This is a genomic window from Nonomuraea muscovyensis, assembly GCF_014207745.1.
GTDB classification, from domain to species: Bacteria; Actinomycetota; Actinomycetes; order Streptosporangiales; family Streptosporangiaceae; genus Nonomuraea; species Nonomuraea muscovyensis.
The window spans coordinates 692,707-714,321 of the sequence record NZ_JACHJB010000004.1 but is presented as its reverse complement, the minus strand read 5'-3'; the positions used below and the strand labels follow the sequence as shown (position 1 = coordinate 714,321).

The following is a 21,615-nucleotide window of genomic DNA, read 5'->3' as shown; positions in this document are numbered from 1 at the left end:
GCGCCCGCGGCCGCGTGGAGAAGTCTGGAGAACGCGTCCGCTAGCGGGCCAGAGCCCGGCTGTGACGCAGACGCATGAAGGAGATACCTGGCATGCCGGCCAGGTTAGGCAGTGCCCGCGCCGGACGGCAACGCATTTACCGCCGGCCTTCTCCCCGTAGGGGCGTCCGATTCCTACAAGAACGCGCCCCGGCTGCCCGCTAGCGTCAGCGGCATGGACATCCTCACCCGGGCGGCCGCATATCTCGAACTGCACGGCCGCCTGATCGACAGGCTGACCTTCGCCGCCCTGTTCGCGGACGGGTCGCGGCAGCGGGCGCTGGACGCGCTGCGCTGCTACCAGAACCCCGACGGCGGCTTCGGCCACGCCCTCGAACCGGACCTGCGCGGCGCCGGCAGCCAGCCTGAGCCGGTCGAGGTGGCTTTCCACGTCCTGGACTCCCTCGACGCCTTCGACGACCCGATGGTGCCGGCCGCCTGCGACTACCTGCTCTCCGTGACGGCCAAGGACGGCGGGGTGCCGTTCGTGCTGCCCAGCGTCCGCGGCACCGCGCACGCGGTCTGGTGGGAGCCCGCCTCCGACGACCCGCCGGGCGACCTCGTCCCGACCGCCACCCTCGTGGCGCTGCTCCACAAGCACGGCGTCGAGCACGCGTGGCTCGGGCCCGCCACCGACTTCTGCTGGTCGCGGATCGCCCTCGTCGAGGAGACCACGCCGTACCACGCCCGCGCCGTCATCCCGTTCCTGGAACACGTGCCCGACCGGGCGCGGGCCGAGGCGGAGTTCGCCCGGCTCCGCGACGCCGTCCTGGCCAACGTCACCTTCGACCCGGCCGCCTCCGGGGACGCGCACTTCCCCCTGGACTTCGCCCCGGAGCCGTTGCGGCTGCCGCTGTTCGACGCGGCGACGCTCGACACCCACCTCGACGCGGTGGTGGCCGCCCAGACCCCGGAGGGAGGCTGGGCCCCCAACTGGCCGATGTGGACGCCGCTGGTGGAACACGAGTGGGGCGGCCACCTCACGGTCGCGCGCCTGCAGACCCTGCGCGCCTACGGCCGCCTCTGACCTTCCCTCCCCGCCCGGCCCGCCCCCGCCCGGCCCGTCCCCACCCGGGCCCGTCCCCACCCGGCCCGTCCCCACCCGGCCCGTCCCCACCCGGGCCCGTCCCCACCCGGCCCGTCCCCACCCAGGCCCCTCCCCACCCGGGCCCGTCCCCGGCGGCGCGGCGCCAGCTGTCGGCAACGGCGGCCCGGCACCTGCGGCGCCCGGCATCAGCGCGGCCACGCACGCACGGCCGCGCCTGTCCACCGCCCACCGCCGCCCCACCGCCATCGCCTGCCCGCGATTCTGTCGGTGGCGTCGCCTAGCGTGGAGGCATGTACGAGGAACGGCCACCCGCGCCGGCGTTCGCCGACCGCATCGCCTGCGAGTGGTCGAGTGTGAGCGACGTCGGCGGCACCCTGCTCGTGGTGCCCGACGGCTGCGTCGACCTGATCTGGGGCCCCGGCGGCCTCTTCGTCGCCGGTCCCGACACGGGCCCCGTTCCCACGCCCATGCGTCCCGGCGACGCGTTCACCGGCATCCGGTTCAAGCCGGGGGCCGTGGGCGAGGTGTTCGGCGTGCCGCTCGACTGGCTGCGTGACCAGCGCGTCCCGCTGGCGAGCCTCGACGTCATGCGGCAGCTGACCGAGTCCGAGCCCGGCGACCGGCTCGCGGCCGTCCGCGAGGCGGTCATCGGCCGGCTGCGCGAGACGACGCCGGTCGACCGGACCACGACGGCCCTGGTCGCGGCCCTGCGTGCGGGTCGCACGGTGCGGGAGGTCGCCCGAGACCTCGGCTACAGCGAGCGCCAGCTCCACCGCAGGGCCGTGGCCGGTTTCGGCTACCCGCCCAAGACCCTGCAGCGCATCGTCCGCTTCCAGCGGGCCCTGCGGCTGGCCCGCTCGGGTGTCCCGTTCGCCGAGGTGGCGGCCAGGGCCGGCTACACCGACCAGGCCCACCTGTCCCACGACGTCAAGCGGCTGAGCGGTGTGTCACTCCGGCACCTGGCCGGCTGACGGCCTGCGGGGTTCGGCGCGGGGGTCAGTGCGGGCCTCGGGGGTGGCTGCTCAGCGTCGCGGCTCCGCCGACGACTCGTCGCCGGCGGACCGGTCGTTCGCCTGCCCGGATGACGCCGGGTCAGGGGACGCGTGCTCGGGAGCGGACGCCGGTGCCGGTGGCGGCTCGGCGGGCTGTTTCGCATCGCCGGTGGAGGGCGCGGCCTCCGGAGCGGCCTGCGTCCCGGAGATCAGTGCCGCCGTCCATGTCGCGCTCGGATCGCTGTCCACCAGCACCGCCCGGGCGAACAGGCTCAGCGGGATCGCCAGGATCGCCCCCAACGGCCCCAGCACGAAGGTCCAGACCAGCAGCGACAGGAACGTCATCGTCGTCGACAGCCCCACCGCGTCACCGAGGAACTTCGGCAGGATGAACGACTGCACCACCACGTTGATGACGCAGTACGCGCCGATGACGAGCAGCATCTGCTTGACCCCGCCGTCGAGGAGGGCGAGCAGCGCCGGGGGGATGAGACCGAGCACGAAGCCGACGTTCGGGATGTAGTTGGTGATCAACGCCAGCACGCCCCACAGCACGGGGAGCGGCACCCCGAGGAACGACAGCGCCGCCACGTCCAGCGCCGAGCAGATCAGCCCGAAGACCGTCGAGACGATCAGGTAGCGACGGGTCTTGTGGGCGAACGTGGTCAGCGCCGTCACCATCCCCGCCTTGCTGTCGAGCCGGCCTGCCAGGATCCGGCCGGTCACCGGGGCGTCGAGGCACATCGCCAGCAGCAGCACCACGACGAGGAAGAGGCTGGACAGCACACCCACCAGGCTCGACAGCAGGCTCTGCGCGACGCCCACCACTCGCCCGACGTCGATGGCCTGGATCGCCTGGTTGATCTGCTCGCTGCCGATGCCGAGCGAGCCGGCGTAGCTCTGGGCGTCGGCCAGCAACCGCTGGAACTGCTCGGCGTACGTCGGGAGGAGGTAGGCGAGCTGCGTGGCCGAGAACGTCAGCACCGCCACCATGCCGAGCAGCACCAGCACGACGATGAGGAACGGCACCGCCACCTGCAGCCAGGCGGGCGCCCCCCGGCCGTCCAGCCAGCCGCGCACGGGTGCGACCGCGATGACCAGCACCAGCGCCAGGAAGACGGGGCCCAGGATGGACGCCACCTCACGCATCCCGAACAGGGCGACCACCGCGCCGGCGATCCCCATCAGGACGATGACCGCTCTGGGTACGGGTTGATCGCGCACGTCCTGTTCCTACCCTGACAGCGCAGGGAACACCGGTGCCGCCGGGGAATCCGGTTGATTTGACGGTTGCGGGAGTGCTGCATAGAGTTCACCAGTCCCACGAGGACGGCGGTGACCGCCGGACTCACTCGGGGGCCACCTCCTGATCCGATCCCGTGCACGGGCTCACGCCTGTGAACGAGCGGCTTTGACATCAGTCGAAAGCTTGGGTAGGTTAAGAGGGTTGCCCTGGAGACGGGGTGGTGTTCGATTCTTGGAAGTCGGTCGGGTTCGAGTCAATTTGACACGAACTTGGGGGGCTGAAAAGATAAGGGCACGGAAAACGAAATGAACGCCTCCGAGCGAGGACCTGGAAGGGTTCGAGTAAGGAAGTACGCGTCCGTTTCTTGAGAACTCAACAGTGTGTTAAAAGCCAGTGCATGATGCACAACCCCGTCATTTCGGTGACGGATTCCTTTTATAGCTAGATCAGACCTTTTTTGGAGAGTTTGATCCTGGCTCAGGACGAACGCTGGCGGCGTGCTTAACACATGCAAGTCGAGCGGAAAGGCCCTTCGGGGTACTCGAGCGGCGAACGGGTGAGTAACACGTGAGTAACCTGCCCCTGACTCTGGGATAAGCCCGGGAAACTGGGTCTAATACCGGATACGACCGGCTCTCGCATGAGATGCTGGTGGAAAGTCTTTTCGGTTGGGGATGGACTCGCGGCCTATCAGCTTGTTGGTGGGGTAGTGGCCTACCAAGGCGACGACGGGTAGCCGGCCTGAGAGGGCGACCGGCCACACTGGGACTGAGACACGGCCCAGACTCCTACGGGAGGCAGCAGTGGGGAATATTGCGCAATGGGCGAAAGCCTGACGCAGCGACGCCGCGTGGGGGATGACGGCCTTCGGGTTGTAAACCTCTTTCAGCAGGGACGAAGTTGACGTGTACCTGCAGAAGAAGCGCCGGCTAACTACGTGCCAGCAGCCGCGGTAATACGTAGGGCGCAAGCGTTGTCCGGAATTATTGGGCGTAAAGAGCTCGTAGGTGGCTGGTCGCGTCTGCCGTGAAAGCCCGCAGCTTAACTGCGGGTCTGCGGTGGATACGGGCCGGCTAGAGGTAGGTAGGGGCAAGTGGAATTCCTGGTGTAGCGGTGAAATGCGCAGATATCAGGAGGAACACCGGTGGCGAAGGCGGCTTGCTGGGCCTTACCTGACGCTGAGGAGCGAAAGCGTGGGGAGCGAACAGGATTAGATACCCTGGTAGTCCACGCTGTAAACGTTGGGCGCTAGGTGTGGGGATCTTCCACGATCTCCGTGCCGGAGCTAACGCATTAAGCGCCCCGCCTGGGGAGTACGGCCGCAAGGCTAAAACTCAAAGGAATTGACGGGGGCCCGCACAAGCGGCGGAGCATGTTGCTTAATTCGACGCAACGCGAAGAACCTTACCAAGGTTTGACATCACCCGGAAAGCTTCAGAGATGGAGCCCTCTTCGGACTGGGTGACAGGTGGTGCATGGCTGTCGTCAGCTCGTGTCGTGAGATGTTGGGTTAAGTCCCGCAACGAGCGCAACCCTTGTTCCATGTTGCCAGCGGCGCCTTCGGGCGGCCGGGGACTCATGGGAGACTGCCGGGGTCAACTCGGAGGAAGGTGGGGATGACGTCAAGTCATCATGCCCCTTATGTCTTGGGCTGCAAACATGCTACAATGGCCGGTACAGAGGGCTGCTAAGCCGTGAGGCGGAGCGAATCCCTAAAAGCCGGTCTCAGTTCGGATTGGGGTCTGCAACTCGACCCCATGAAGTCGGAGTCGCTAGTAATCGCAGATCAGCAACGCTGCGGTGAATACGTTCCCGGGCCTTGTACACACCGCCCGTCACGTCACGAAAGTCGGCAACACCCGAAGCCCGTGGCCCAACCAGCTTGCTGGGGGGAGCGGTCGAAGGTGGGGCTGGCGATTGGGACGAAGTCGTAACAAGGTAGCCGTACCGGAAGGTGCGGCTGGATCACCTCCTTTCTAAGGAGCACAGACTCTCTTCGGAGAGTCCACGTCGAGGTCGTGAGCGAACGTCTCACGCTCGGCAGCTCATTAGTGGAGCACTGGCTAGTCAGCTGGACCGGGTTGCCGGGCCGCTAGTACCGCCCCTTCGGGGGAGTGGGAACGGGGTTTCGGGGGTTGGGTCTGGGTCTGAACACACTGTTGGGTCCTGAGGGAACGGACATGCGACGGGCCTGCTTCGGCGGGCTCGTGGTTTGTTGGTCCTCAGTCAGGGCCGGCCTCCTGTCATACCGTGTGCATCCTGTTGGGGTGTGCAGCTGGTGGTGGGGTGGGTTGGTCGCTGGTTGTTGTTTGAGATTTGCATAGTGGACGCGAGCATCTTTGTGGCCAAGTTTTTTAGGGCACACGGTGGATGCCTTGGCATCAGGAGCCGATGAAGGACGTGGGAGGCTGCGTTAAGCCTCGGGGAGTCGCCAACCAGACGTTGATCCGGGGATGTCCGAATGGGGAAACCTAGCACCAGTCATGTGGTGTTGCCTCCGCCTGAATGTATAGGGCGGTTGGTGGTAACGCGGGGAAGTGAAACATCTCAGTACCCGTAGGAAGAGAAAACAATAGTGATTCCGTGAGTAGTGGTGAGCGAAAGCGGATGAGGCTAAACCGGGCGTGTGTGATAGCCGGCAGGCGTTGCATGTTCGGGGTTGTGGGACCTCCTTTCAGTCTCTGCCGGGACTGTGAAGAGTGATAAATCTGTTCGATAGTTGAAGCCTCTGGGAAGGGGCGCCGTAGACCGTGAGAGCCGGGTAGACGAAATCGGATGGACTCTTTGGGGTGTTCCCGAGTAGCACGGGGCTCGAGGAATCCTGTGTGAATCTGCCAGGACCACCTGGTAAGCCTAAATACTCCCTGATGACCGATAGTGCACGAGTACCGTGAGGGAAAGGTGAAAAGTGCCCCGGTGAGGGGTCGTGAAATAGTACCTGAAACCGTGTGCCTACAAGCCGTAGGAGCGTAGTCGTTCTTCGGAGCGGCTGTGATGTGACTGCGTGCCTTTTGAAGAATGAGCCTGCGAGTTATGGTGTGTGGCGAGGTTAACCCGTGTGGGGGAGCCGTAGCGAAAGCGAGTCTGAATAGGGCGTTTGAGTCGCATGCTGTAGACCCGAAGCGGAGTGATCTACGCATGGGCAGGTTGAAGCTCAGGTAAGACTGGGTGGAGGACCGAACCCACCAGGGTTGAAAACCTGGGGGATGACCTGTGTGTAGGGGTGAAAGGCCAATCAAACTCCGTGATAGCTGGTTCTCCCCGAAATGCATTTAGGTGCAGCGTTGCGTGTTTCTTGCCGGAGGTAGAGCACTGGATGGCCGATGGGCCCGACAAGGTTACTGACGTCAGCCAAACTCCGAATGCCGGTAAGTGAGAGCGTGGCAGTGAGACTGCGGGGGATAAGCTTCGTAGTCGAGAGGGAAACAGCCCAGATCACCGACTAAGGCCCCTAAGCGTGTGCTAAGTGGGAAAGGATGTGGAGTCGCAGAGACAACCAGGAGGTTGGCTTAGAAGCAGCCACCCTTGAAAGAGTGCGTAATAGCTCACTGGTCAAGTGATTCCGCGCCGACAATGTAGCGGGGCTCAAGTACACCGCCGAAGTCGTGGCACTGACAGGTTTTTGGATCTGTTGGTGGGTAGGGGAGCGTCGTGCATCCGGTGAAGCCGCCGAGTGATCGAGTGGTGGAGGGTGTGCGAGTGAGAATGCAGGCATGAGTAGCGAATCGAGGGTGAGAAACCCTCGCGCCGGATGACCAAGGGTTCCTGGGGCAGGCTAATCCGCCCAGGGTAAGTCGGGACCTAAGGCGAGGCCGACAGGCGTAGTCGATGGACAACGGGTTGATATTCCCGTACCCGCTTCAACGCGCCCATATTGAACCTCGTGATGCTAAGAGTCCTTAAGTCCCTAACGCTCTTCGGAGTGTGGGTGAGGCTGAACGCTCGATCCGATCGGGTAGTAGGTAAGCGATGGGGTGACGCAGGAAGGTAGTCCAGCCCAGGCGATGGTTGTCCTGGGGTAAGCATGTAGCCCGTGTTGTAGGCAAATCCGCAACACTTGTGGGTGAGATGTGATGCCGAGCCGATTGTGGCGAAGTGGATGATCCTATGCTGCCGAGAAAAGCCTCTAGCGAGTGTTGTGGCGGCCCGTACCCTAAACCGACTCAGGTGGTCAGGTAGAGAATACTAAGGCGATCGGGTGAACTGTGGTTAAGGAACTCGGCAAATTGCCCCCGTAACTTCGGGAGAAGGGGGACCTCTGCTGGTGATAGGCCTTGCGCTTGGAGCTGGTGGGGGTCGCAGTGGCCAGGGGGAAGCGACTGTTTACTAAAAACACAGGTCCGTGCGAAGTCGTAAGACGATGTATACGGACTGACGCCTGCCCGGTGCCGGAACGTTAAGGGGACCGCTTAGCTGACTTCGGTTGGCGAAGGTGAGAACTTAAGCGCCGGTAAACGGCGGTGGTAACTATAACCATCCTAAGGTAGCGAAATTCCTTGTCGGGTAAGTTCCGACCTGCACGAATGGCGTAACGACTTCCCCGCTGTCTCAACCGCAGACCCGGCGAAATTGCATTACGAGTAAAGATGCTCGTTACGCGCAGCAGGACGGAAAGACCCCGGGACCTTCACTACAGCTTGACATTGGCGTTTGGAGCGTCTTGTGTAGGATAGGTGGGAGACTGGGAAGCTCGGACGCTAGTTCGGGTGGAGTCATTGGTGAAATACCACTCTGGTCGTTTTGAACGTCTAACTCTGGTCCGTGATCCGGATCGGGGACAGTGTCTGGTGGGTAGTTTAACTGGGGCGGTTGCCTCCTAAAGGGTAACGGAGGCGCCCAAAGGTTCCCTCAGCCTGGTTGGTAATCAGGTGTTGAGTGTAAGTGCACAAGGGAGCTTGACTGTGAGACTGACGGGTCGAGCAGGAGCGAAAGCTGGGACTAGTGATCCGGCATCGGCGTGTGGAAGCGGTGTCGCTCAACGGCTAAAAGGTACCCCGGGGATAACAGGCTGATCTTCCCCAAGAGTCCATATCGACGGGATGGTTTGGCACCTCGATGTCGGCTCGTCGCATCCTGGGGCTGGAGTAGGTCCCAAGGGTTGGGCTGTTCGCCCATTAAAGCGGTACGCGAGCTGGGTTTAGAACGTCGCGAGACAGTTCGGTCCCTATCCGCTGCGCGCGCAGGAGACTTGAAAGGGGCTGTCCCTAGTACGAGAGGACCGGGACGGACGAACCTCTGGTGTGCCAGTTGTACCGCCAGGTGCACGGCTGGTTGGCTACGTTCGGAAGGGATAACCGCTGAAAGCATCTAAGCGGGAAGCTCGCCTTGAGATGAGGTCTCCCACCACGTGAGTGGGTAAGGCTCCCGGTAGACGACCGGGTTGATAGGCCGGAGGTGGAAGCACGGTAACGTGTGGAGCTGACCGGTACTAATAGGCCGAGGACTTGACCACAAGGTTTTTGCTTGCGTCCACTAGGCAATTCTGAGACAGCAAACAGTTGTGTTTGTGTGGTCTCGTGGGGTTACGGCGGTTATGGCGGGAAGGAAACACCCGGTTACATTCCGAACCCGGAAGTTAAGCTTCTCAGCGCCGATGGTACTGCACTCGGGAGGGTGTGGGAGAGTAGGTCACCGCCGGACAATTTTTTGATTAGGGGGTCTCACCTTCGGGTGGGGCCCCTTTTTCGTATGCCCGGAAGGCAGCCGTCAGTCCGCTGTCAAGAGCGGCTCGATGCGGTACGGGATCTGGGTCGAGAGGGCGATCGTGGTGTCCGTCCGCTGGATGGCCGGCGACGTGAGGACATGGGCGATGATCTCCTGCAGGTGCTCCGTACTCCTCGCCACCACCCGGCAGAGCAGGTCGTGCTGTCCGCTCGTACCGTGGACCTCCAGGATCTGCGGGACGCCGTTCAGCGCCTGCACGGCCTCGGCCAGCCGGCCCTGCGCGATCTGCAGCCAGACGAACGCCATGATCGGGTAGCCGGCCCGTGCCGGTGAGACCGTCGGACCGAAGTCCTCGATCACGCCGCGGGCCGTCAGCTTCTCCACGCGGGCCTGGACCGTGCCCCGGGCGACGCCGAGCAGCCGGGCCAGTTCCGTGAGGCCGATGCGGGGATGAGCCCGCATGGTCACGAGCAACCGTGCGTCCAGATCGTCCATGCACACCTCCGGGTGACTGTGCGATTCGACCAGTCAAGACCGACATTGCCGTACGAAAGCGAGCGTATCGCGCAGGAGGATTGGTCGCTCTTGCCAGGTGGCGGGCGAATTGCTGTCATTTGGGGCATGTTCGAGGAAGCGCAGTACTTCGCGCCCATCGCGGCGCACGACGACGGCTCGGTCGTGGTGGAGCTGGCCGCGTCCCATCCGGGGTTCGCCGACCCGGTCTACCGGGCCAGGCGTAACGCGATCGCTGGGCTGGCGGTGAACCATCGGCGGGGGACGCCGATCCCGGCCGCGGAGTACACCGAGCAGGAGCACGAGATCTGGACCCTGGTGACCAGGGAGCTGGCCGTGAAGCACGCCAAGTTCGCCACGGCCGAGTATCTGGTGGGTGCTGAGCGCCTCGGGCTGCCGGAGACGCGCATTCCGCAGTTGGAGGAGGTCAGCCGGCTGCTGGAGCCCCTCACCGGGTTCCGGTATCTGCCGGCCGCAGGGCTGGTGCCGTTGCGCGACTTCTACGGGGTCCTGGCCGATGGTTACTTCCACTCCACCCAGTACATCCGCCACCACTCTGTCCCGTTCTACACCCCCGAGCCGGACGTCATCCACGAGGTGATCGGGCACGCCAACGCGCTGGCACACGACCGGTACGCCGCCCTCTACCGCCTGGCCGGGGCAGCCGCGCGCCGGGTGGAGTCGGAGGAGGCGCTGGAGTTCGTGTCGAAGATCTTCTGGTTCACGCTGGAGTTCGGCGTGATGCGGGAGGGAGCGGAGCTCAAGGCGTACGGGGCCGGGATCCTGTCCTCGTACGGGGAGATCGAGGAGTTCCGTGGCATGAGTATCAGGCCGCTCGATATCCGGGACATGGGCACCACCGACTACGACATCACGAAGTATCAGGATGTGTTGTTCCGGGCGGAGTCGCTCCAGCACCTGGAGGACGTGGTCGGCGGGTTCTGGGAGACCTGCGACGACGAGTCCATCGCGAAACTGCTGGCCGACGCCTAGCGGGGATAACCGCTTTGTCGTGATAATTCAGCATGGCTGCGGGGAGGGCGGCATGGGGGATCGTGGTGCTCGCCCTTCTCCTGCCGCCGCTGACGATCTGGCCGACGCCCCGGACGGCGTGGGTGCCGTGGTGGGGCGATGGGGCGCAGGGGCCTGTAGGGGATGTGCGGAGCCCGCTGCCGGGGGAGCCGGCGGGTGAGGGGGTGCGGGTCCTGGCCGCCCGGGGTGGGGACCTCGTCCACGGGCGGGACACGCAGGGGCGGCTCGCCGCCGGACCTGTAGCGGCGAAGAGGCTTGCGGGCGAGCTGGTCGGGCCCCACTGGCTTACGGGTGAGCGCGTCGGCCCGTGGCGGATTGCCGGTGAGCCGGTGAGGACACCGAGGCTCGGGGGCGAGGTGGTGGCGCCGGGGCGGACCGCCGGTGAGGGCGCGGGGGCGAAGCGGGCCGCTGCCGACCCCGTGCCTGTGAAGAAGATCGACCGCCGCCTCGCCGGCTACCTGGCGGGGCGGCCCGGACCGGTCACCGCCATGGTGAAGGACCTCACCACCGGCCGCCTCTACCGGTACCACCGGGGCGAGCGGCTCATCACCGCCAGCACCGCCAAGGTCCAGATCCTCATGGCGCTCCTGCTCGACACGCCGTGGCGCAAGCTCTCCAAGGCCGCGCGCCGCGACGCCGATCTCATGATCCGCTACAGCGACAACCACGCCGCCGACCGGCTCTGGCTGCGGATCGGCGGCGCCCAGGGCTTCACCAAGGCGGGCAGGCGGTACGGGCTGCGGCACACCCAGGGCGTGCCCGGTGACTGCCTGGATCTGTACTGCTGGGGCATCACCAGGACCTCGGCCGAGGACCAGGTGCGGTTGATGGGAGCGCTGGTCTCCGGCCGGAGCCCGCTGCCCGCCGCCGACCGTGACAAGGTCCTCAGTCTGATGGGCGAGGTCGTGCGCGGGCAGGACTGGGGCATCAGCGCCGCCGCCTGCGAAGGGGATCGGGTGGCGCTGAAGAACGGCTGGCTGAAGCGGGTGTCGACCAAGCGCTGGGCCGTGGTCAGCGCGGGGCTCATCCGCGGGGGTGGCCACGACTACGCGGTGGCCGTGCTGACGGAGGGGAGTGCCGAGGTGGGGCAGGGCATCGCGACGGTCGAGGGCGTCACCACGCGGATCATGAAGTCGTTCCGGGCGTGCACGAAGATCTGACCGGCCGCGTGCAGGTGCACATACCGGAGGGTGTGACCGCCCTCCGGCAGGGCGACTCGCGAGGTGTCCGTGTACGCGGTATCGCGCGAAGATGGGAGCGGCCGCGGGCAGGGGGACTCCCGAGAAGATGTGGCCACCCGTGCCGGGTGTTCATCCGCGCACAGGGACGCCCCCGTAGAGGGCACGGCCGGGTGCCCCTCATCATGGGGATATGACGTATCGCGTGTGCCTGGTCTGCATGGGGAACATCTGTCGCTCGCCGATGGCGGAGGTCGTGCTGCGGCACGTCCTGGAGCGCCACGGGCTGGATCACGACGTGATCGTGGAGAGCGCGGGCACCGGCGGCTGGCATGCGGGCGCGCCGATGGACGAGCGGGCCCTGCGCACCCTGGTGGGCCGCGGCTACGACGGGTCCGCCCACCGGGCCAGGAAGTTCACCGACGACTGGTTCGACCGCTACGACCTGGTGCTCGCGATGGACCGCGACAACCTGTCGTTCCTGCAGGGGATGGCGCCCGAGGGCGTCGAGGTGCGGTTGTTCAGGTCCTTCGACCCGGCGTCGCCCGACAGGGCCGAGGTGCCCGATCCGTACTACGGCGGCCAGGACGGCTTCGACGAGGTTCTGGAGCTGGTCGAGGCCGCCGCCGAAGGTGTGGCCAAGCACATCGTCGATGAGATTCGCTGAGGACCTCGGCTCGTCGCACGGCCATCGATTGCGGCGGGCGGTGCTGGACGACGGGCGTGACGTCTTCGTCAAGGCGGGCGGTGGCGCCTCGCAGGTTTTCAGGTCGGAGGCCGCCGGGTTGCGCTGGCTGGGCGAGGTGGCGACGGTCCCCGAGGTGATCGAGGTGGCCGACGACCGGCTCGTGCTGGCATGGGTGCCGGCCGAGCAGCCGACTCCGGCCGCCGCCGAACGGTTCGGTCGTGAGCTGGCCCGGATGCACCGCGCCGGGGCGCCCGGCTTCGGCGCGCCGTGGCCGGGGTTCATCGCCGACCTGCCGATGGACAACGCGCCCGCGGACGACTGGCCGTCGTTCTACGCCGCTCGCCGGGTCCTGCCCTTCGCCCGGCGGGCACGGCTGGCCGCCGAGGACGTGCGGCTGATCGAGCGGGTCGTCGAGTGCCTTCCGGAGGTGGCGGGACCGCCGGAGCCACCGGCGCGCATCCACGGCGACCTGTGGAGCGGCAACGTGCTGTGGTCGGGCGGCACCGGTGTGCTGGTCGACCCGGCGGCGCACGGCGGCCACCGGGAGACGGACCTGGCCATGCTGGCGCTGTTCGGCGCGCCGTACCTGGATCGGATCCTGGCGGTGTACCAGGAGGAGAGCCCGCTCGCGGACGGCTGGCGGGAGCGGGTGCCGCTGCACCAGGTGCACCCGCTGCTCGTGCACGTCGTCCTGTTCGGCGGGTCGTACCGGGACGGCCTGATGCGGGCGGTCAGTCGGGTGCTGTCTTCGGCGTGTTGAGCCGCTTGAGCACCTCGTCGTGCAGGGCGCCGTTGGTGCAGACCATGCTGCCGCCCTCCAGGCGGGGCACGCCCGCGAGGTCGGTCCAGACTCCGCCGGCCTCCTCGACGATGACGGTCAGCGCCGCCATGTCCCACGGCGACAGTTCGGGCTCGGCTGACACGTCCACGGACCCCTCGGCGACCATCATGTGCGACCAGAAGTCGCCGTAGGCCCGGGTGCGCCAGCAGGAACGGCTGAGGGAGAGGAAGTTGTCGAGCCTGCCGCTCTCCTCCCAGCCGCCGAAGCTGGAGTAGGAGAACGACGCGTCGCTCAGCTTGGTGACGGACGACACCTGCATGCGGGTGGCCTTGGCCAGGCTCTTGCCGGTCCACGCGCCGCCCCCGGTCGCCGCCCACCACCGCCGGCCCAGCGCCGGCGCCGACACCACGCCGGTGACGACCTTGCCGTACTCCATGAGCGCGATCAGCGTCGCCCAGACGGGCACGCCGCGCACGTAGTTCTTGGTGCCGTCGATGGGGTCGATGATCCACGACCTGGCGCCGCCGCCGGTGCTGCCGAACTCCTCGCCGACGACCGCGTCCCGCGGCCGGGCGCGGCGCAGCGTACTGCGGATCGCCTCCTCGACGGCGCGGTCGGCGTCGCTGACCGGCGTCAGGTCGGGCTTGGTCTCGACCTTGAGGTCGACCGCCTTGAACCGCCGCATCGTCAGGTCGTCGGCGGTGTCCGCCATGACGTGGGCGAGGCGCAGATCGTCGTTGTAACTCTGCACGGTCAGCCACGCTACCGTGCCGGACGCGCCGGGCATCAGTAGGCCTCCGAGCCTTTTCTGGTAGGTCCCTCTTGGGTTACTGGTCGGTAGCATTGGGGGATGTCCTTCGACGCCGGGGCTCTGCTGCTCCAGACCGTGCCCTTCGCCCGTACTCTCGGCATCACCTTCGACCACGCCGCGGACGGTCGGGCCGCCTGCCGGCTCCCCGACCGGGCCGACCTGCACAACCACGTGGCCGGGCCGCATGCCGGAGCGCTGTTCACGCTGGCCGAGTCCGCCTCTGGGGCGGCCATGCTCTCGGCGCTCGGCGACCAGTTGTCCCGGGCCGTGCCGCTGGCCACCACGGCGACCGTCCACTACCGCAAGCTGGCCATGGGCGAGGTCGTCGCGGAGGGGCGCATGCTCGTCTCGCGGGACGAGGTGATCGCGGAGCTGGACGCGGGCAGGCGGCCGGAGTTCGATGTCGCGGTGGACATCAGCAACGCCGACGGGGTCGTGGTCTGCTCGCTGACCGTGACGTGGACCCTGCGCCCGAACCGCACCTGAGCCCTCTTCGCCGCACCCGTGCCCGTGCCCGTGCCCGTGCCCGCCCCCGCCCCCGTGCCCGTGGTCGGGCGGGCGGGCAGTCGGGCGCCTTGTCCGCGCGTCCGCCTGCCTCGCGACCGCGACCCGGAGGACCGGGGTCCCGGAGGGTGCGCGGTTCGTGGGTGCCGGGCGGCGCGTGCGGCCGGTTCGTAGAGTGCCGGGCGGTGTGTGCGGCTCGTTCGTGGGGTGCCGGATGGGGTGTGCGGCCGGTTCGTAGAGTGCCGGGTGTGTGCGGCTCGTTCGTGGGGTGCCGGACGGGGTGTGCGGCCGGTGCGTGGGCGGCGGTCGTCAGGGGGTCGGGTCGTCCGGGGCGCCTTCGCGGCTGGACAGCAGGCGGCGCAGCGACTCCAGGCGGGCCGGGTCGGCGTGGCCGTCCGTCACCCAGGCGTCCAGGGCGCAGCCGTCGCTCAGGTGGGTGCACCCCTTCGGGCAGGGCACGGTGCCCTCGACCAGGTCGGGGAAGCCGGCCAGCACCGTCTCGACCGACACGTGGGCGAGGCCGAAGCTGCGCACGCCGGGCGTGTCGATGATCCAGCCGCCATCCGGCAGCTCCAGGGCGACGGCCGACGTCGAGGTGTGGCGGCCCCGGCCGGTCACCGCGTTGACCTGCGACACGGCGCGATTGGCGTCGGGGACCAGGGCGTTGACCAGGGTCGACTTGCCGACCCCCGAGTGGCCCACCAGCACGCTGATGCGCCCGCGCAGGTGGTCGCGCAGCTCGTCGAGCGCGCCGCCCCTGTGCACGACGACGTGCGGCACGCCCAGCGGCTCGTAGAGGGCCACCAGCTCGTCGGGCGGCGCGAGGTCGGGCTTGGTGAGGCAGAGCAGCGGGTCGATCTCGGCGTCGAACGCCGCCACCAGTATCCGGTCGATCATGCGCGGCCGCGGCAGCGGGTCGGCGAGGGCGGTGACGATGACGAGCTGGTCGGCGTTGGCCACGACCGGGCGCTCGATGCCGTCGGTGTCGTCGGTGTCGTCGGCCGAACGCCGCAGCATCGACGTGCGCGGTTCGACGCGCACCACCCGGGCGAGCGTGTCGGGGCGGCCGGAGACGTCGCCGACCAGCGCCACCCGGTCGCCCACCACGACGCCCTTGCGGCCGAGCTCCCTGGCCTTCATCGCGACGACCAGCCGGGCGCCCTGCCGCCGCCTGGCGGCCGAGCCCTTCTCCGGCTGGACCAGCGTCGTGTAGCGGCCACGGTCGACCGCGACCACGAAACCCTCGACCGCGTCCTCGTGGGCAGGACGGATGCGGGTCCGCGGCCGCGAGCCCTTGCCCGGCCGGACCCGTACGTCTTCCTCGTCGTACTGCCGCTTCTTCAGCGGTCTGCTCCCATGTGTCCGCGGTGCCACGGCACCCCTCGCTCCGGCAGGCTCATCGTGTGCCCAGCATCGCGGCCCACATGCCGGTGAACTCCGGCAGCGTCTTACCCGTCGTCGAGATGTTCTCCACCTCGACGCCGGGGACGGCCAGGCCGATCACCGCTCCGGCCGTGGCCATGCGGTGGTCGTCGTAGCTGTGGAACAGGCCGCCGTGCAGCGGGCGCGGGCGGACGACGAGACCGTCGTCGGTCTCCTCGGCGTCGCCCCCGAGCCGGTTGATCTCGGTGACGAGGGCGGCGAGGCGGTCGGTCTCGTGGCCGCGCAGGTGGGCGACGCCGCGGATGCGGCTGGGCGAGGCCGCCAGGGCGGCGAGGGCGGCGATCGTCGGCGTCAGCTCGCCGACCTCGCGCAGGTCGGCGTCGATGCCCTCGATCCGGCCGGTGCCGGAGACGGTCAGATCGCCGCAGCCGGAAGCGGGATCGGAGGTGTCCAGGCGCACGGTCGCGCCCATGCCGGTGAGCAGGTCGCGCAGCGCGTCGCCCGGCTGGGTGGTCTGGTGCGGCCAGCCCGGGACGGTGACGGTGCCGCCGGTCACCATGGCGGCCGCCAGGAACGGCGCCGCGTTGGACAGGTCGGGCTCGACCGTCAGGTCGCGCGGGGCGATGGGGCCCGGCTCGACCCGCCACACGTCGGGCTCGCCGTCATCGACCCGGACGCCGACGGCCCTGAGCATCTGCACGGTCATCTCGATGTGCGGCTGGGACGGCACGGGCGGCCCGGAGTGGCGGACCGTGACGCCCTTGTCGAATCGCGCGGCTGCGAGCAGCAACCCCGAGACGAACTGAGACGAGCCCGAGGCGTCGATGGTGACCTCGCCGCCCGTGATCGGCCCGTGAATGGTGAACGGCAGCGCGTCGTTGTCGACGCGGGCGCCGAGCGCGCGCAGCCCGTCGAGGATGGGGCCCATGGGCCGCTTGCGGGCGTGCGGGTCGCCGTCGAACGACACCGGCCCGTCGGCCAGCGCGGCCACCGGGGGGACGAAGCGCATGACGGTGCCCGCCAGGCCCGCGTCGATGCTCGCGCCACCCCTGATGGGGCCGGGGGTCACCTGCCAGTCGACGGAGGCGGCCGTCTCGCCGGCCGGCTCCAGGCGCGCGCCGAGGGCCCGCAGCGCCGCCACCATCAGGTCGGCGTCGCGGCTGCGCAACGCCCGTCGTACGGTGCCCGGGCCGCCGGCGAGCGCCGCGAGCACCAGGGCGCGGTTGGTGACTGACTTGGAGCCGGGCAGCGTGACGGACGCGGACACGGGGCCCTTGGCCGTCGGGGCGGGCCAGTGGGCGGCGGGCGCGGGCGCGCCGGCGGTCGTGGGTCCGGATGCGGGCGTGGGCTCGGTCGCGGGCATGGTCAAAGCCTACTTGCCCGCCGGCCCGGCCGGTTTCGCGCCGCTCGCGGCAAGGTCGGGGCGCCTTCGCGCCGCTCGCGGGGGGTTTACGGCCGTTCGCACATGCGAGCGAAAGCCGTACGTGGCAGTGTGGGGTCATGTGCGGTAGATACGCCTCGGCGCGAAAGAAGCACGAGCTGCTGGAGGAGTTCCAGGTCGAGCTCGACGGTGACCCCGACAAGGAGCTGGGGCCCGACTACAACGTCGCGCCGACGAAGAACGTCTACGCCGTGCTCAGCCGGGTGCCCAAGGAGGCCGAGCGGGCGGTGCGGCAGTTGCGGATCGTGAAGTGGGGCCTGGTGCCCGCCTGGGCCAAGGACCCGTCGATCGGTTCGCGCATGATCAACGCCAGGATCGAGACGGTGGCGGAGAAGCCGTCGTTCCGCCAGGCGTTCGCCAAGCGCAGATGCCTGCTGCCGGCGGACGGCTACTTCGAGTGGATGCCGGTCGAGGGCGACAAGGGCGACAAAGGCGGAAAGGGCGGCAAGAAGAAGCAGCCCTACTTCATCCGGCCCGAGGACGGCGGGGTGCTGGCCATGGCCGGCCTGTACGAGTTCTGGAAGGACCCCACACGCGCCGACGACGACCCGCTCAAGTGGCTGGTCACCTGCACGGTCATCACCACCGACGCCGAGGACGAGCTCGGTCGCATCCATGACCGGATGCCGATGATGATCGAGCGTGACCGCTGGGCCGACTGGCTGGACCCCAAGCTCACCGACAGCGAGGACGCCTCGCGGTTGCTGGTGCCGGCCGACGCCGGGCGGCTGACGGCCGTGCCCGTCTCCACGGCCGTCAACAATGTCCGCAACAACGGTCCGGATCTCATCAAACCTGTCTCACCGGATGAGGAAAGCGGACTTTTCTGAATGTGTAAAAACAATGCCAAGTGGGCATCCGGTGAGAAAGGCGGTGGGCCTGTTCGCCCGGGCTCGCCGCCATACGTATCGCCCCCTCATTAGCACCGCGCGGGACATCCGGGGAGTCCTCGCCGCGGACTGCCCTCATTCACCCGGAGGTGCGGATTCGTGGATGCCACGTCCGCTCGTCAGCGGTTGGAGCAGATGCTCGCCGAACTCGACCGGTCGATCGGGGTGCTGCGGGGAGATCCCGTCGCGGTGCGCGAGCGCTCCGCGGCCGACTCGGGGTCCGACCTGAGCGACGCCGACCGCGCCCAGGCCATGCTCACCGTCGCGACCGCGCACCGGCGGGCCGTGCTCGACGCGCTCAAACGACTGGACGAAGGCGACTACGGCAGGTGCGTCGACTGCGCGACGCCGGTGCCGGAGGGCCGGCTCGAGGCCAGGCCGGAGGCCGCGCGGTGCGTGCAGTGCCAGGGCAAGCGCGAAAGGCGCCGCTGACCCGACGCGGTCCGCGCTCGCACTGGGCTCGGGCCGCGCTCGGGCTGGGCTCGGGCCGCGCTCGGGCCGCGCTCGGGCCGGGTTCAGGACGTCTTGCGCGCGCTGGCGACCAGGTGGATGCCGACCGTGTCGTCGTCGTCGGGGTGCGCCTCCAGCTCGGTGCGCACCAGCCAGTTGAGCGCGCGGGTGCCGGAGCCCAGCACGTGGTCGACCGTGGACGGCGACAGCACCGTGCGCGGCCGTACCCACTCGACCTCCAGGCCGGCGCCCATGAGCAGCTCGCGGAGCTGGCCGCCGCTGAAGCAGCGCGTGATGCTGCCGTCGGGCCACGGCACCAGCATCACCTCGCCCGTCTGCCGCAGGTGCTGCCACTGGCCCTGCTCGGCCAGGATCGCCATGCCCAGCACCAGCGAGTCGACGCAGACCAGCGCCCGCCCGCCCGGCCGCAGCACCCGCGCCACGTCGCTCATCGCCGACTCGGCCATCAGCTCGATCGACATCGCCCGCTCCTCGGCGAGCACCGCGTCGACACTCGCGTCGGGCAGGAACGCCAGGTCGTCGGCGCGTACCGAACGGACCCGCTCGGCGTCACGCAGCCGCGACTGCGCGTCGGCGGCGCGCCGCCAGTCGAGCACCTCGATCACCTGGTGGCCGGCCCTGGCCGCCTGACCCGACCAGCGTCCCCGGCCGCCGGACAGGTCGAGCACCACGGAGGGTTCGCCGGGTAGCCATCGGCTCAGTTGCTCTTCGACCACGGCTCGATAGAAGGTCCAGTATGGTCCGAGCGTCCCTGAGCCGTTCAGTTCCTCGGCCGGAATGGGCAGCACACGCGACTCCTGGGTTCCGGAAATGGCTACCAGCCGGTACGTATGGTTTTCCCCGCACCGGGTCGTTCGTCACCTTCTATCTTGCGGGAACAGACGAGGGCTCGGGCGTGTTGCGACGAGCATGCTCACATTGCTCGACCCCCTCCCCGGTGACCGGCCGGTGCTTGACGAGCGGGTATTCTCCCCTGAGTACGGTGTCCCGCGACGTTCGGCCACCGGTGATCTTAGGGGGGTGGGTCCAGTGCCCGCGACAGGCGCGGAGACTCTGGAACAGCGGAGCGAGCGGTTCGAGCGCGAAGCGATGCCCTACCTCGAGCAGCTCTACTCGGCCGCGCTCCGGATGACCCGGAACCCCGCGGACGCCGAGGACCTGCTGCAGGAGACGTTCGCCAAGGCATTCGCCTCCTTCCACCAGTTCCAGGAGGGCACCAATCTCAAGGCGTGGCTCTACCGGATCCTGACGAACACCTTCATCAACAGCTACCGCAAGAAGCAGCGCGAGCCCAAGCAGTCCGGCACCGAGGAGATCGAGGACTGGCAGCTCGCGCGGGCGGAGTCGCACACCTCGACCGGCCTGAAGTCCGCCGAGGTGGAGGCGCTGGAGCATCTGCCCGACGGTGACATCAAGGAGGCGCTGGCGGCGCTTCCCGAAGAGTTCAGGATCGCGGTCTACCTCGCCGATGTCGAAGGCTTCCCCTACAAGGAGATCGCCGAGATCATGGGCACCCCGATCGGCACGGTGATGTCGAGGCTCCACCGCGGCCGCAGGCAGCTGCGCGCGCATCTCGAGGACTACGCCCGCGAGCGTGGTCTGGTCCCGGCGGAGGGATCGAAATGAGCTGTGGCAACCCGCACGACACGGACTGTCGTGAGGTGCTCGACAAGGTCTACGCCTACCTCGACGGCGAGCTCGAGGAGGGTGACTGCGTCGACATCCGGGTGCACCTCGACGAGTGCAGTCCGTGCCTGAAGGAGTACGACCTCGACAAGGTCGTCAAGCAGCTCGTGGCCAAGCACTGCGGCTGCGACCCGCTGCCCGGTGACCTGCGGTCCAAGGTGCTGGCGCGTATCGAGCAGGTGCGGGCGGACCTGTCCGACTAGGATTCCCCCATGCGCGTGCTCGTGACCGGGGGTGCCGGTTTCATCGGGTCCAATCTCGTCGATCGCCTGCTGGCCGACGGCCATGACGTGGTGGCGGTCGACGACTTGTCCTCCGGCAACGGCGACAACCTGGCCCGGGCGGCCGAGAGCGACAGGTTCGCGCTGCGGGTGCTCGACATCTGCGATCCCGCGCTGGCCGACCTGGCCACCGAGGTGCGTCCCGAGGTGATCTGCCACCTGGCGGCGCAGATCAGCGTGCGCCGGAGCGTCGCCGATCCCATGCGCGACGCGCGGGTCAACGTCGAGGGCACCGCGTCGGTGCTGATGGCGGCCCATCGGGGCGGCACGCGCAAGGTGGTCTTCGCCTCCTCGGTCGCGGTCTACGGCAGGCCCGCCACGATCCCCGTGCCCGCTGACGCGCCGGCCGACCCGCGCTCGCCGTACGCGGCCTCCAAGCTCAGCGGCGAGACCTACCTCGCCACCTTCCGCGCGCTGCACGGCATCGAGTACACCACGCTCGTGCTCTCCAACGTCTACGGCCCGCGCCAGTCGCCCGACGGCGAGGCCGGGGTGGTGGCCATCTTCACCGACGCGATGATCGGCGGAACGCCGACGGTCGTCTACGGCGACGGCACGCAGACCCGCGACTACGTCTACGTCGACGACGTGGTCGAGGGCTTCGTCAGGGCGTGCGGCTCGCGGGGCGACGGGCGCCGCTTCAACCTCGGCACCGGCATCCAGACCACCGACCGCCGGCTCCACTCGCTCGTCGCCGACGCGGCCGGCAGCCCCGACAAGCCGGGGTTCGCCCAGCCCAGGATGGGCGACCTGCCCGCCATGGCGGTCGATCCGGTGCCCGCCGTCGAAGGGCTCGGCTGGGAGCCGCGCACCGACCTCGCCACCGGGCTCAAGCAGACCGTCGAATGGGCCCGGAGTCGCCGCAGGTAGTGGCTTGATTACGCTTTGCTTGCGATTCGCTGCTCCGCCGGTGCGGCGACGCCGTCTTCTGTAGCGTGAGCCGCAGGATTCGATGGGGAGGCACCAGA

General features: G+C 68.2%; 18 protein-coding genes and 3 rRNA genes. 15 read left to right on the top strand and 6 right to left on the bottom strand.

Features of this window, described 5'->3' with window-relative positions:
- Positions 1 to 213 precede the first annotated feature (213 nt).
- Together FHU36_RS41065 and FHU36_RS41060 are read left to right on the top strand one after the other, a co-directional pair.
- A complete protein-coding gene (locus tag FHU36_RS41065) occupies positions 214 to 1,065 on the top strand; it encodes a prenyltransferase/squalene oxidase repeat-containing protein (RefSeq protein WP_185089486.1) in 852 nt (283 codons plus the stop codon).
- A gap of 311 nt (positions 1,066 to 1,376) precedes the next feature.
- Positions 1,377 to 2,057, top strand: coding sequence for a helix-turn-helix domain-containing protein (locus FHU36_RS41060; protein WP_185089485.1), 681 nt, complete (start codon positions 1,377 to 1,379; stop codon positions 2,055 to 2,057).
- A gap of 51 nt (positions 2,058 to 2,108) precedes the next feature.
- Here FHU36_RS41060 and FHU36_RS41055 read toward each other — a convergent pair whose 3' ends face one another.
- Positions 2,109 to 3,302 (bottom strand): AI-2E family transporter, encoded by a 1,194-nt coding sequence (locus FHU36_RS41055; RefSeq protein WP_312892189.1) that lies wholly within the window; start codon positions 3,300 to 3,302, stop codon positions 2,109 to 2,111.
- A 476-nt stretch (positions 3,303 to 3,778) separates the two neighbouring features.
- Between FHU36_RS41055 and FHU36_RS41050 the strand changes: the two genes are divergently transcribed.
- The 3 genes from FHU36_RS41050 (at position 3,779) to rrf (ending at position 8,964) form a co-directional block, all read left to right on the top strand.
- Positions 3,779 to 5,300 (top strand): 16S ribosomal RNA (locus tag FHU36_RS41050).
- A gap of 367 nt (positions 5,301 to 5,667) precedes the next feature.
- A 23S ribosomal RNA gene (locus FHU36_RS41045) occupies positions 5,668 to 8,776 on the top strand.
- Positions 8,777 to 8,847: 71 nt separating this feature from the next.
- Positions 8,848 to 8,964: ribosomal RNA gene (rrf, locus tag FHU36_RS41040) — 5S ribosomal RNA — on the top strand.
- Together the 16S, 23S and 5S rRNA genes form the textbook arrangement of a ribosomal RNA operon.
- A gap of 66 nt (positions 8,965 to 9,030) precedes the next feature.
- On the opposite strand, the gene FHU36_RS41035 is transcribed toward rrf, so the two are convergent.
- Positions 9,031 to 9,483, bottom strand: a complete 453-nt coding sequence (locus tag FHU36_RS41035; RefSeq protein WP_185089484.1) for an Lrp/AsnC family transcriptional regulator — start codon at positions 9,481 to 9,483, stop codon at positions 9,031 to 9,033.
- Positions 9,484 to 9,609: 126 nt separating this feature from the next.
- On the opposite strand from FHU36_RS41035, the gene FHU36_RS41030 reads away from it, so the two are divergent.
- The 4 genes from FHU36_RS41030 to FHU36_RS41015 all read left to right on the top strand — a co-directional run bounded on the left by FHU36_RS41030 (position 9,610) and on the right by FHU36_RS41015 (position 13,159).
- Positions 9,610 to 10,494 carry a phenylalanine 4-monooxygenase gene (locus tag FHU36_RS41030; protein ID WP_185089483.1) on the top strand — a complete coding sequence of 295 codons (885 nt, stop codon included), beginning with the start codon at positions 9,610 to 9,612 and terminating at the stop codon, positions 10,492 to 10,494.
- Between the two features lie 32 nt (positions 10,495 to 10,526).
- Positions 10,527 to 11,693 carry a serine hydrolase gene (locus FHU36_RS45295; protein WP_246503242.1) on the top strand — a complete coding sequence of 389 codons (1,167 nt, stop codon included), beginning with the start codon at positions 10,527 to 10,529 and terminating at the stop codon, positions 11,691 to 11,693.
- Between the two features lie 211 nt (positions 11,694 to 11,904).
- Positions 11,905 to 12,378, top strand: coding sequence for a low molecular weight protein-tyrosine-phosphatase (locus FHU36_RS41020; protein WP_185089482.1), 474 nt, complete (start codon positions 11,905 to 11,907; stop codon positions 12,376 to 12,378).
- Positions 12,365 to 13,159 (top strand): fructosamine kinase family protein, encoded by a 795-nt coding sequence (locus FHU36_RS41015; protein ID WP_185089481.1) that lies wholly within the window; start codon positions 12,365 to 12,367, stop codon positions 13,157 to 13,159. Before FHU36_RS41020 ends, FHU36_RS41015 begins: the two co-directional genes overlap by 14 nt.
- Here FHU36_RS41015 and hisN read toward each other — a convergent pair.
- Positions 13,131 to 13,931: a histidinol-phosphatase gene (gene hisN / locus FHU36_RS41010; RefSeq protein ID WP_185089480.1), complete on the bottom strand. Its 801-nt coding sequence runs from the start codon at positions 13,929 to 13,931 to the stop codon at positions 13,131 to 13,133. The genes FHU36_RS41015 and hisN overlap by 29 nt on opposite strands.
- Positions 13,932 to 14,030: 99 nt before the next feature.
- On the opposite strand from hisN, the gene FHU36_RS41005 reads away from it, so the two are divergent.
- Complete coding sequence (locus FHU36_RS41005) at positions 14,031 to 14,477, top strand: DUF4442 domain-containing protein (protein ID WP_185089479.1); 447 nt, start codon at positions 14,031 to 14,033, stop codon at positions 14,475 to 14,477.
- Positions 14,478 to 14,804: 327 nt separating this feature from the next.
- Here FHU36_RS41005 and rsgA read toward each other — a convergent pair whose 3' ends face one another.
- Positions 14,805 to 15,839 carry a ribosome small subunit-dependent GTPase A gene (gene rsgA, locus FHU36_RS41000; protein WP_185089745.1) on the bottom strand — a complete coding sequence of 345 codons (1,035 nt, stop codon included), beginning with the start codon at positions 15,837 to 15,839 and terminating at the stop codon, positions 14,805 to 14,807.
- A gap of 52 nt (positions 15,840 to 15,891) precedes the next feature.
- Positions 15,892 to 17,241, bottom strand: coding sequence for a 3-phosphoshikimate 1-carboxyvinyltransferase (gene aroA / locus FHU36_RS40995; protein WP_185089478.1), 1,350 nt, complete (start codon positions 17,239 to 17,241; stop codon positions 15,892 to 15,894).
- A gap of 137 nt (positions 17,242 to 17,378) precedes the next feature.
- Here aroA and FHU36_RS40990 point away from each other — a divergent pair, with 137 nt between their 5' ends.
- Positions 17,379 to 18,149, top strand: a complete 771-nt coding sequence (locus FHU36_RS40990) for an SOS response-associated peptidase (RefSeq protein WP_185089477.1) — start codon at positions 17,379 to 17,381, stop codon at positions 18,147 to 18,149.
- A 159-nt stretch (positions 18,150 to 18,308) separates the two neighbouring features.
- A complete protein-coding gene (locus tag FHU36_RS40985) occupies positions 18,309 to 18,641 on the top strand; it encodes a TraR/DksA family transcriptional regulator (RefSeq protein ID WP_185089476.1) in 333 nt (110 codons plus the stop codon).
- Positions 18,642 to 18,724: 83 nt separating this feature from the next.
- Here FHU36_RS40985 and FHU36_RS40980 read toward each other — a convergent pair whose 3' ends face one another.
- Complete coding sequence (locus FHU36_RS40980) at positions 18,725 to 19,468, bottom strand: class I SAM-dependent methyltransferase (RefSeq protein ID WP_185089475.1); 744 nt, start codon at positions 19,466 to 19,468, stop codon at positions 18,725 to 18,727.
- Between the two features lie 232 nt (positions 19,469 to 19,700).
- Between FHU36_RS40980 and FHU36_RS40975 the strand changes: the two genes are divergently transcribed.
- Genes FHU36_RS40975 through FHU36_RS40965 form a run of 3 tightly spaced genes read left to right on the top strand, consistent with a single transcriptional unit; the run spans position 19,701 to position 21,517 of the window.
- The gene (locus tag FHU36_RS40975) at positions 19,701 to 20,306 is read left to right on the top strand and encodes a sigma-70 family RNA polymerase sigma factor (protein ID WP_185089474.1); all 606 of its coding nucleotides are present in this window, start codon (positions 19,701 to 19,703) and stop codon (positions 20,304 to 20,306) included.
- On the top strand, positions 20,303 to 20,569 hold the full coding sequence (gene rsrA / locus FHU36_RS40970) for a mycothiol system anti-sigma-R factor (protein WP_185089473.1): 267 nt from the start codon (positions 20,303 to 20,305) through the stop codon (positions 20,567 to 20,569). Before FHU36_RS40975 ends, rsrA begins: the two co-directional genes overlap by 4 nt.
- A 9-nt stretch (positions 20,570 to 20,578) precedes the next feature.
- Positions 20,579 to 21,517, top strand: coding sequence for an NAD-dependent epimerase/dehydratase family protein (locus FHU36_RS40965; protein WP_185089472.1), 939 nt, complete (start codon positions 20,579 to 20,581; stop codon positions 21,515 to 21,517).
- Positions 21,518 to 21,615: the final 98 nt, after the last annotated feature.

Excerpts from the sequence above, each read along its gene's own strand:
- FHU36_RS41065 (WP_185089486.1), top strand. The coding sequence starts at position 214 with ATGGACATCCTCACCCGGGCGGCCGCATATCTCGAACTGCACGGCCGC.
- FHU36_RS41060 (WP_185089485.1), top strand. The coding sequence starts at position 1,377 with ATGTACGAGGAACGGCCACCCGCGCCGGCGTTCGCCGACCGCATCGCC.
- FHU36_RS41035 (WP_185089484.1), bottom strand. The coding sequence starts at position 9,483 with ATGGACGATCTGGACGCACGGTTGCTCGTGACCATGCGGGCTCATCCC.
- FHU36_RS41030 (WP_185089483.1), top strand. The coding sequence starts at position 9,610 with ATGTTCGAGGAAGCGCAGTACTTCGCGCCCATCGCGGCGCACGACGAC.
- FHU36_RS45295 (WP_246503242.1), top strand. The coding sequence starts at position 10,527 with ATGGCTGCGGGGAGGGCGGCATGGGGGATCGTGGTGCTCGCCCTTCTC.
- FHU36_RS41020 (WP_185089482.1), top strand. The coding sequence starts at position 11,905 with ATGACGTATCGCGTGTGCCTGGTCTGCATGGGGAACATCTGTCGCTCG.
- FHU36_RS41015 (WP_185089481.1), top strand. The coding sequence starts at position 12,365 with ATGAGATTCGCTGAGGACCTCGGCTCGTCGCACGGCCATCGATTGCGG.
- FHU36_RS41005 (WP_185089479.1), top strand. The coding sequence starts at position 14,031 with ATGTCCTTCGACGCCGGGGCTCTGCTGCTCCAGACCGTGCCCTTCGCC.
- aroA (WP_185089478.1), bottom strand. The coding sequence starts at position 17,241 with ATGCCCGCGACCGAGCCCACGCCCGCATCCGGACCCACGACCGCCGGC.
- FHU36_RS40990 (WP_185089477.1), top strand. The coding sequence starts at position 17,379 with ATGTGCGGTAGATACGCCTCGGCGCGAAAGAAGCACGAGCTGCTGGAG.
- rsrA (WP_185089473.1), top strand. The coding sequence starts at position 20,303 with ATGAGCTGTGGCAACCCGCACGACACGGACTGTCGTGAGGTGCTCGAC.
- FHU36_RS40965 (WP_185089472.1), top strand. The coding sequence starts at position 20,579 with ATGCGCGTGCTCGTGACCGGGGGTGCCGGTTTCATCGGGTCCAATCTC.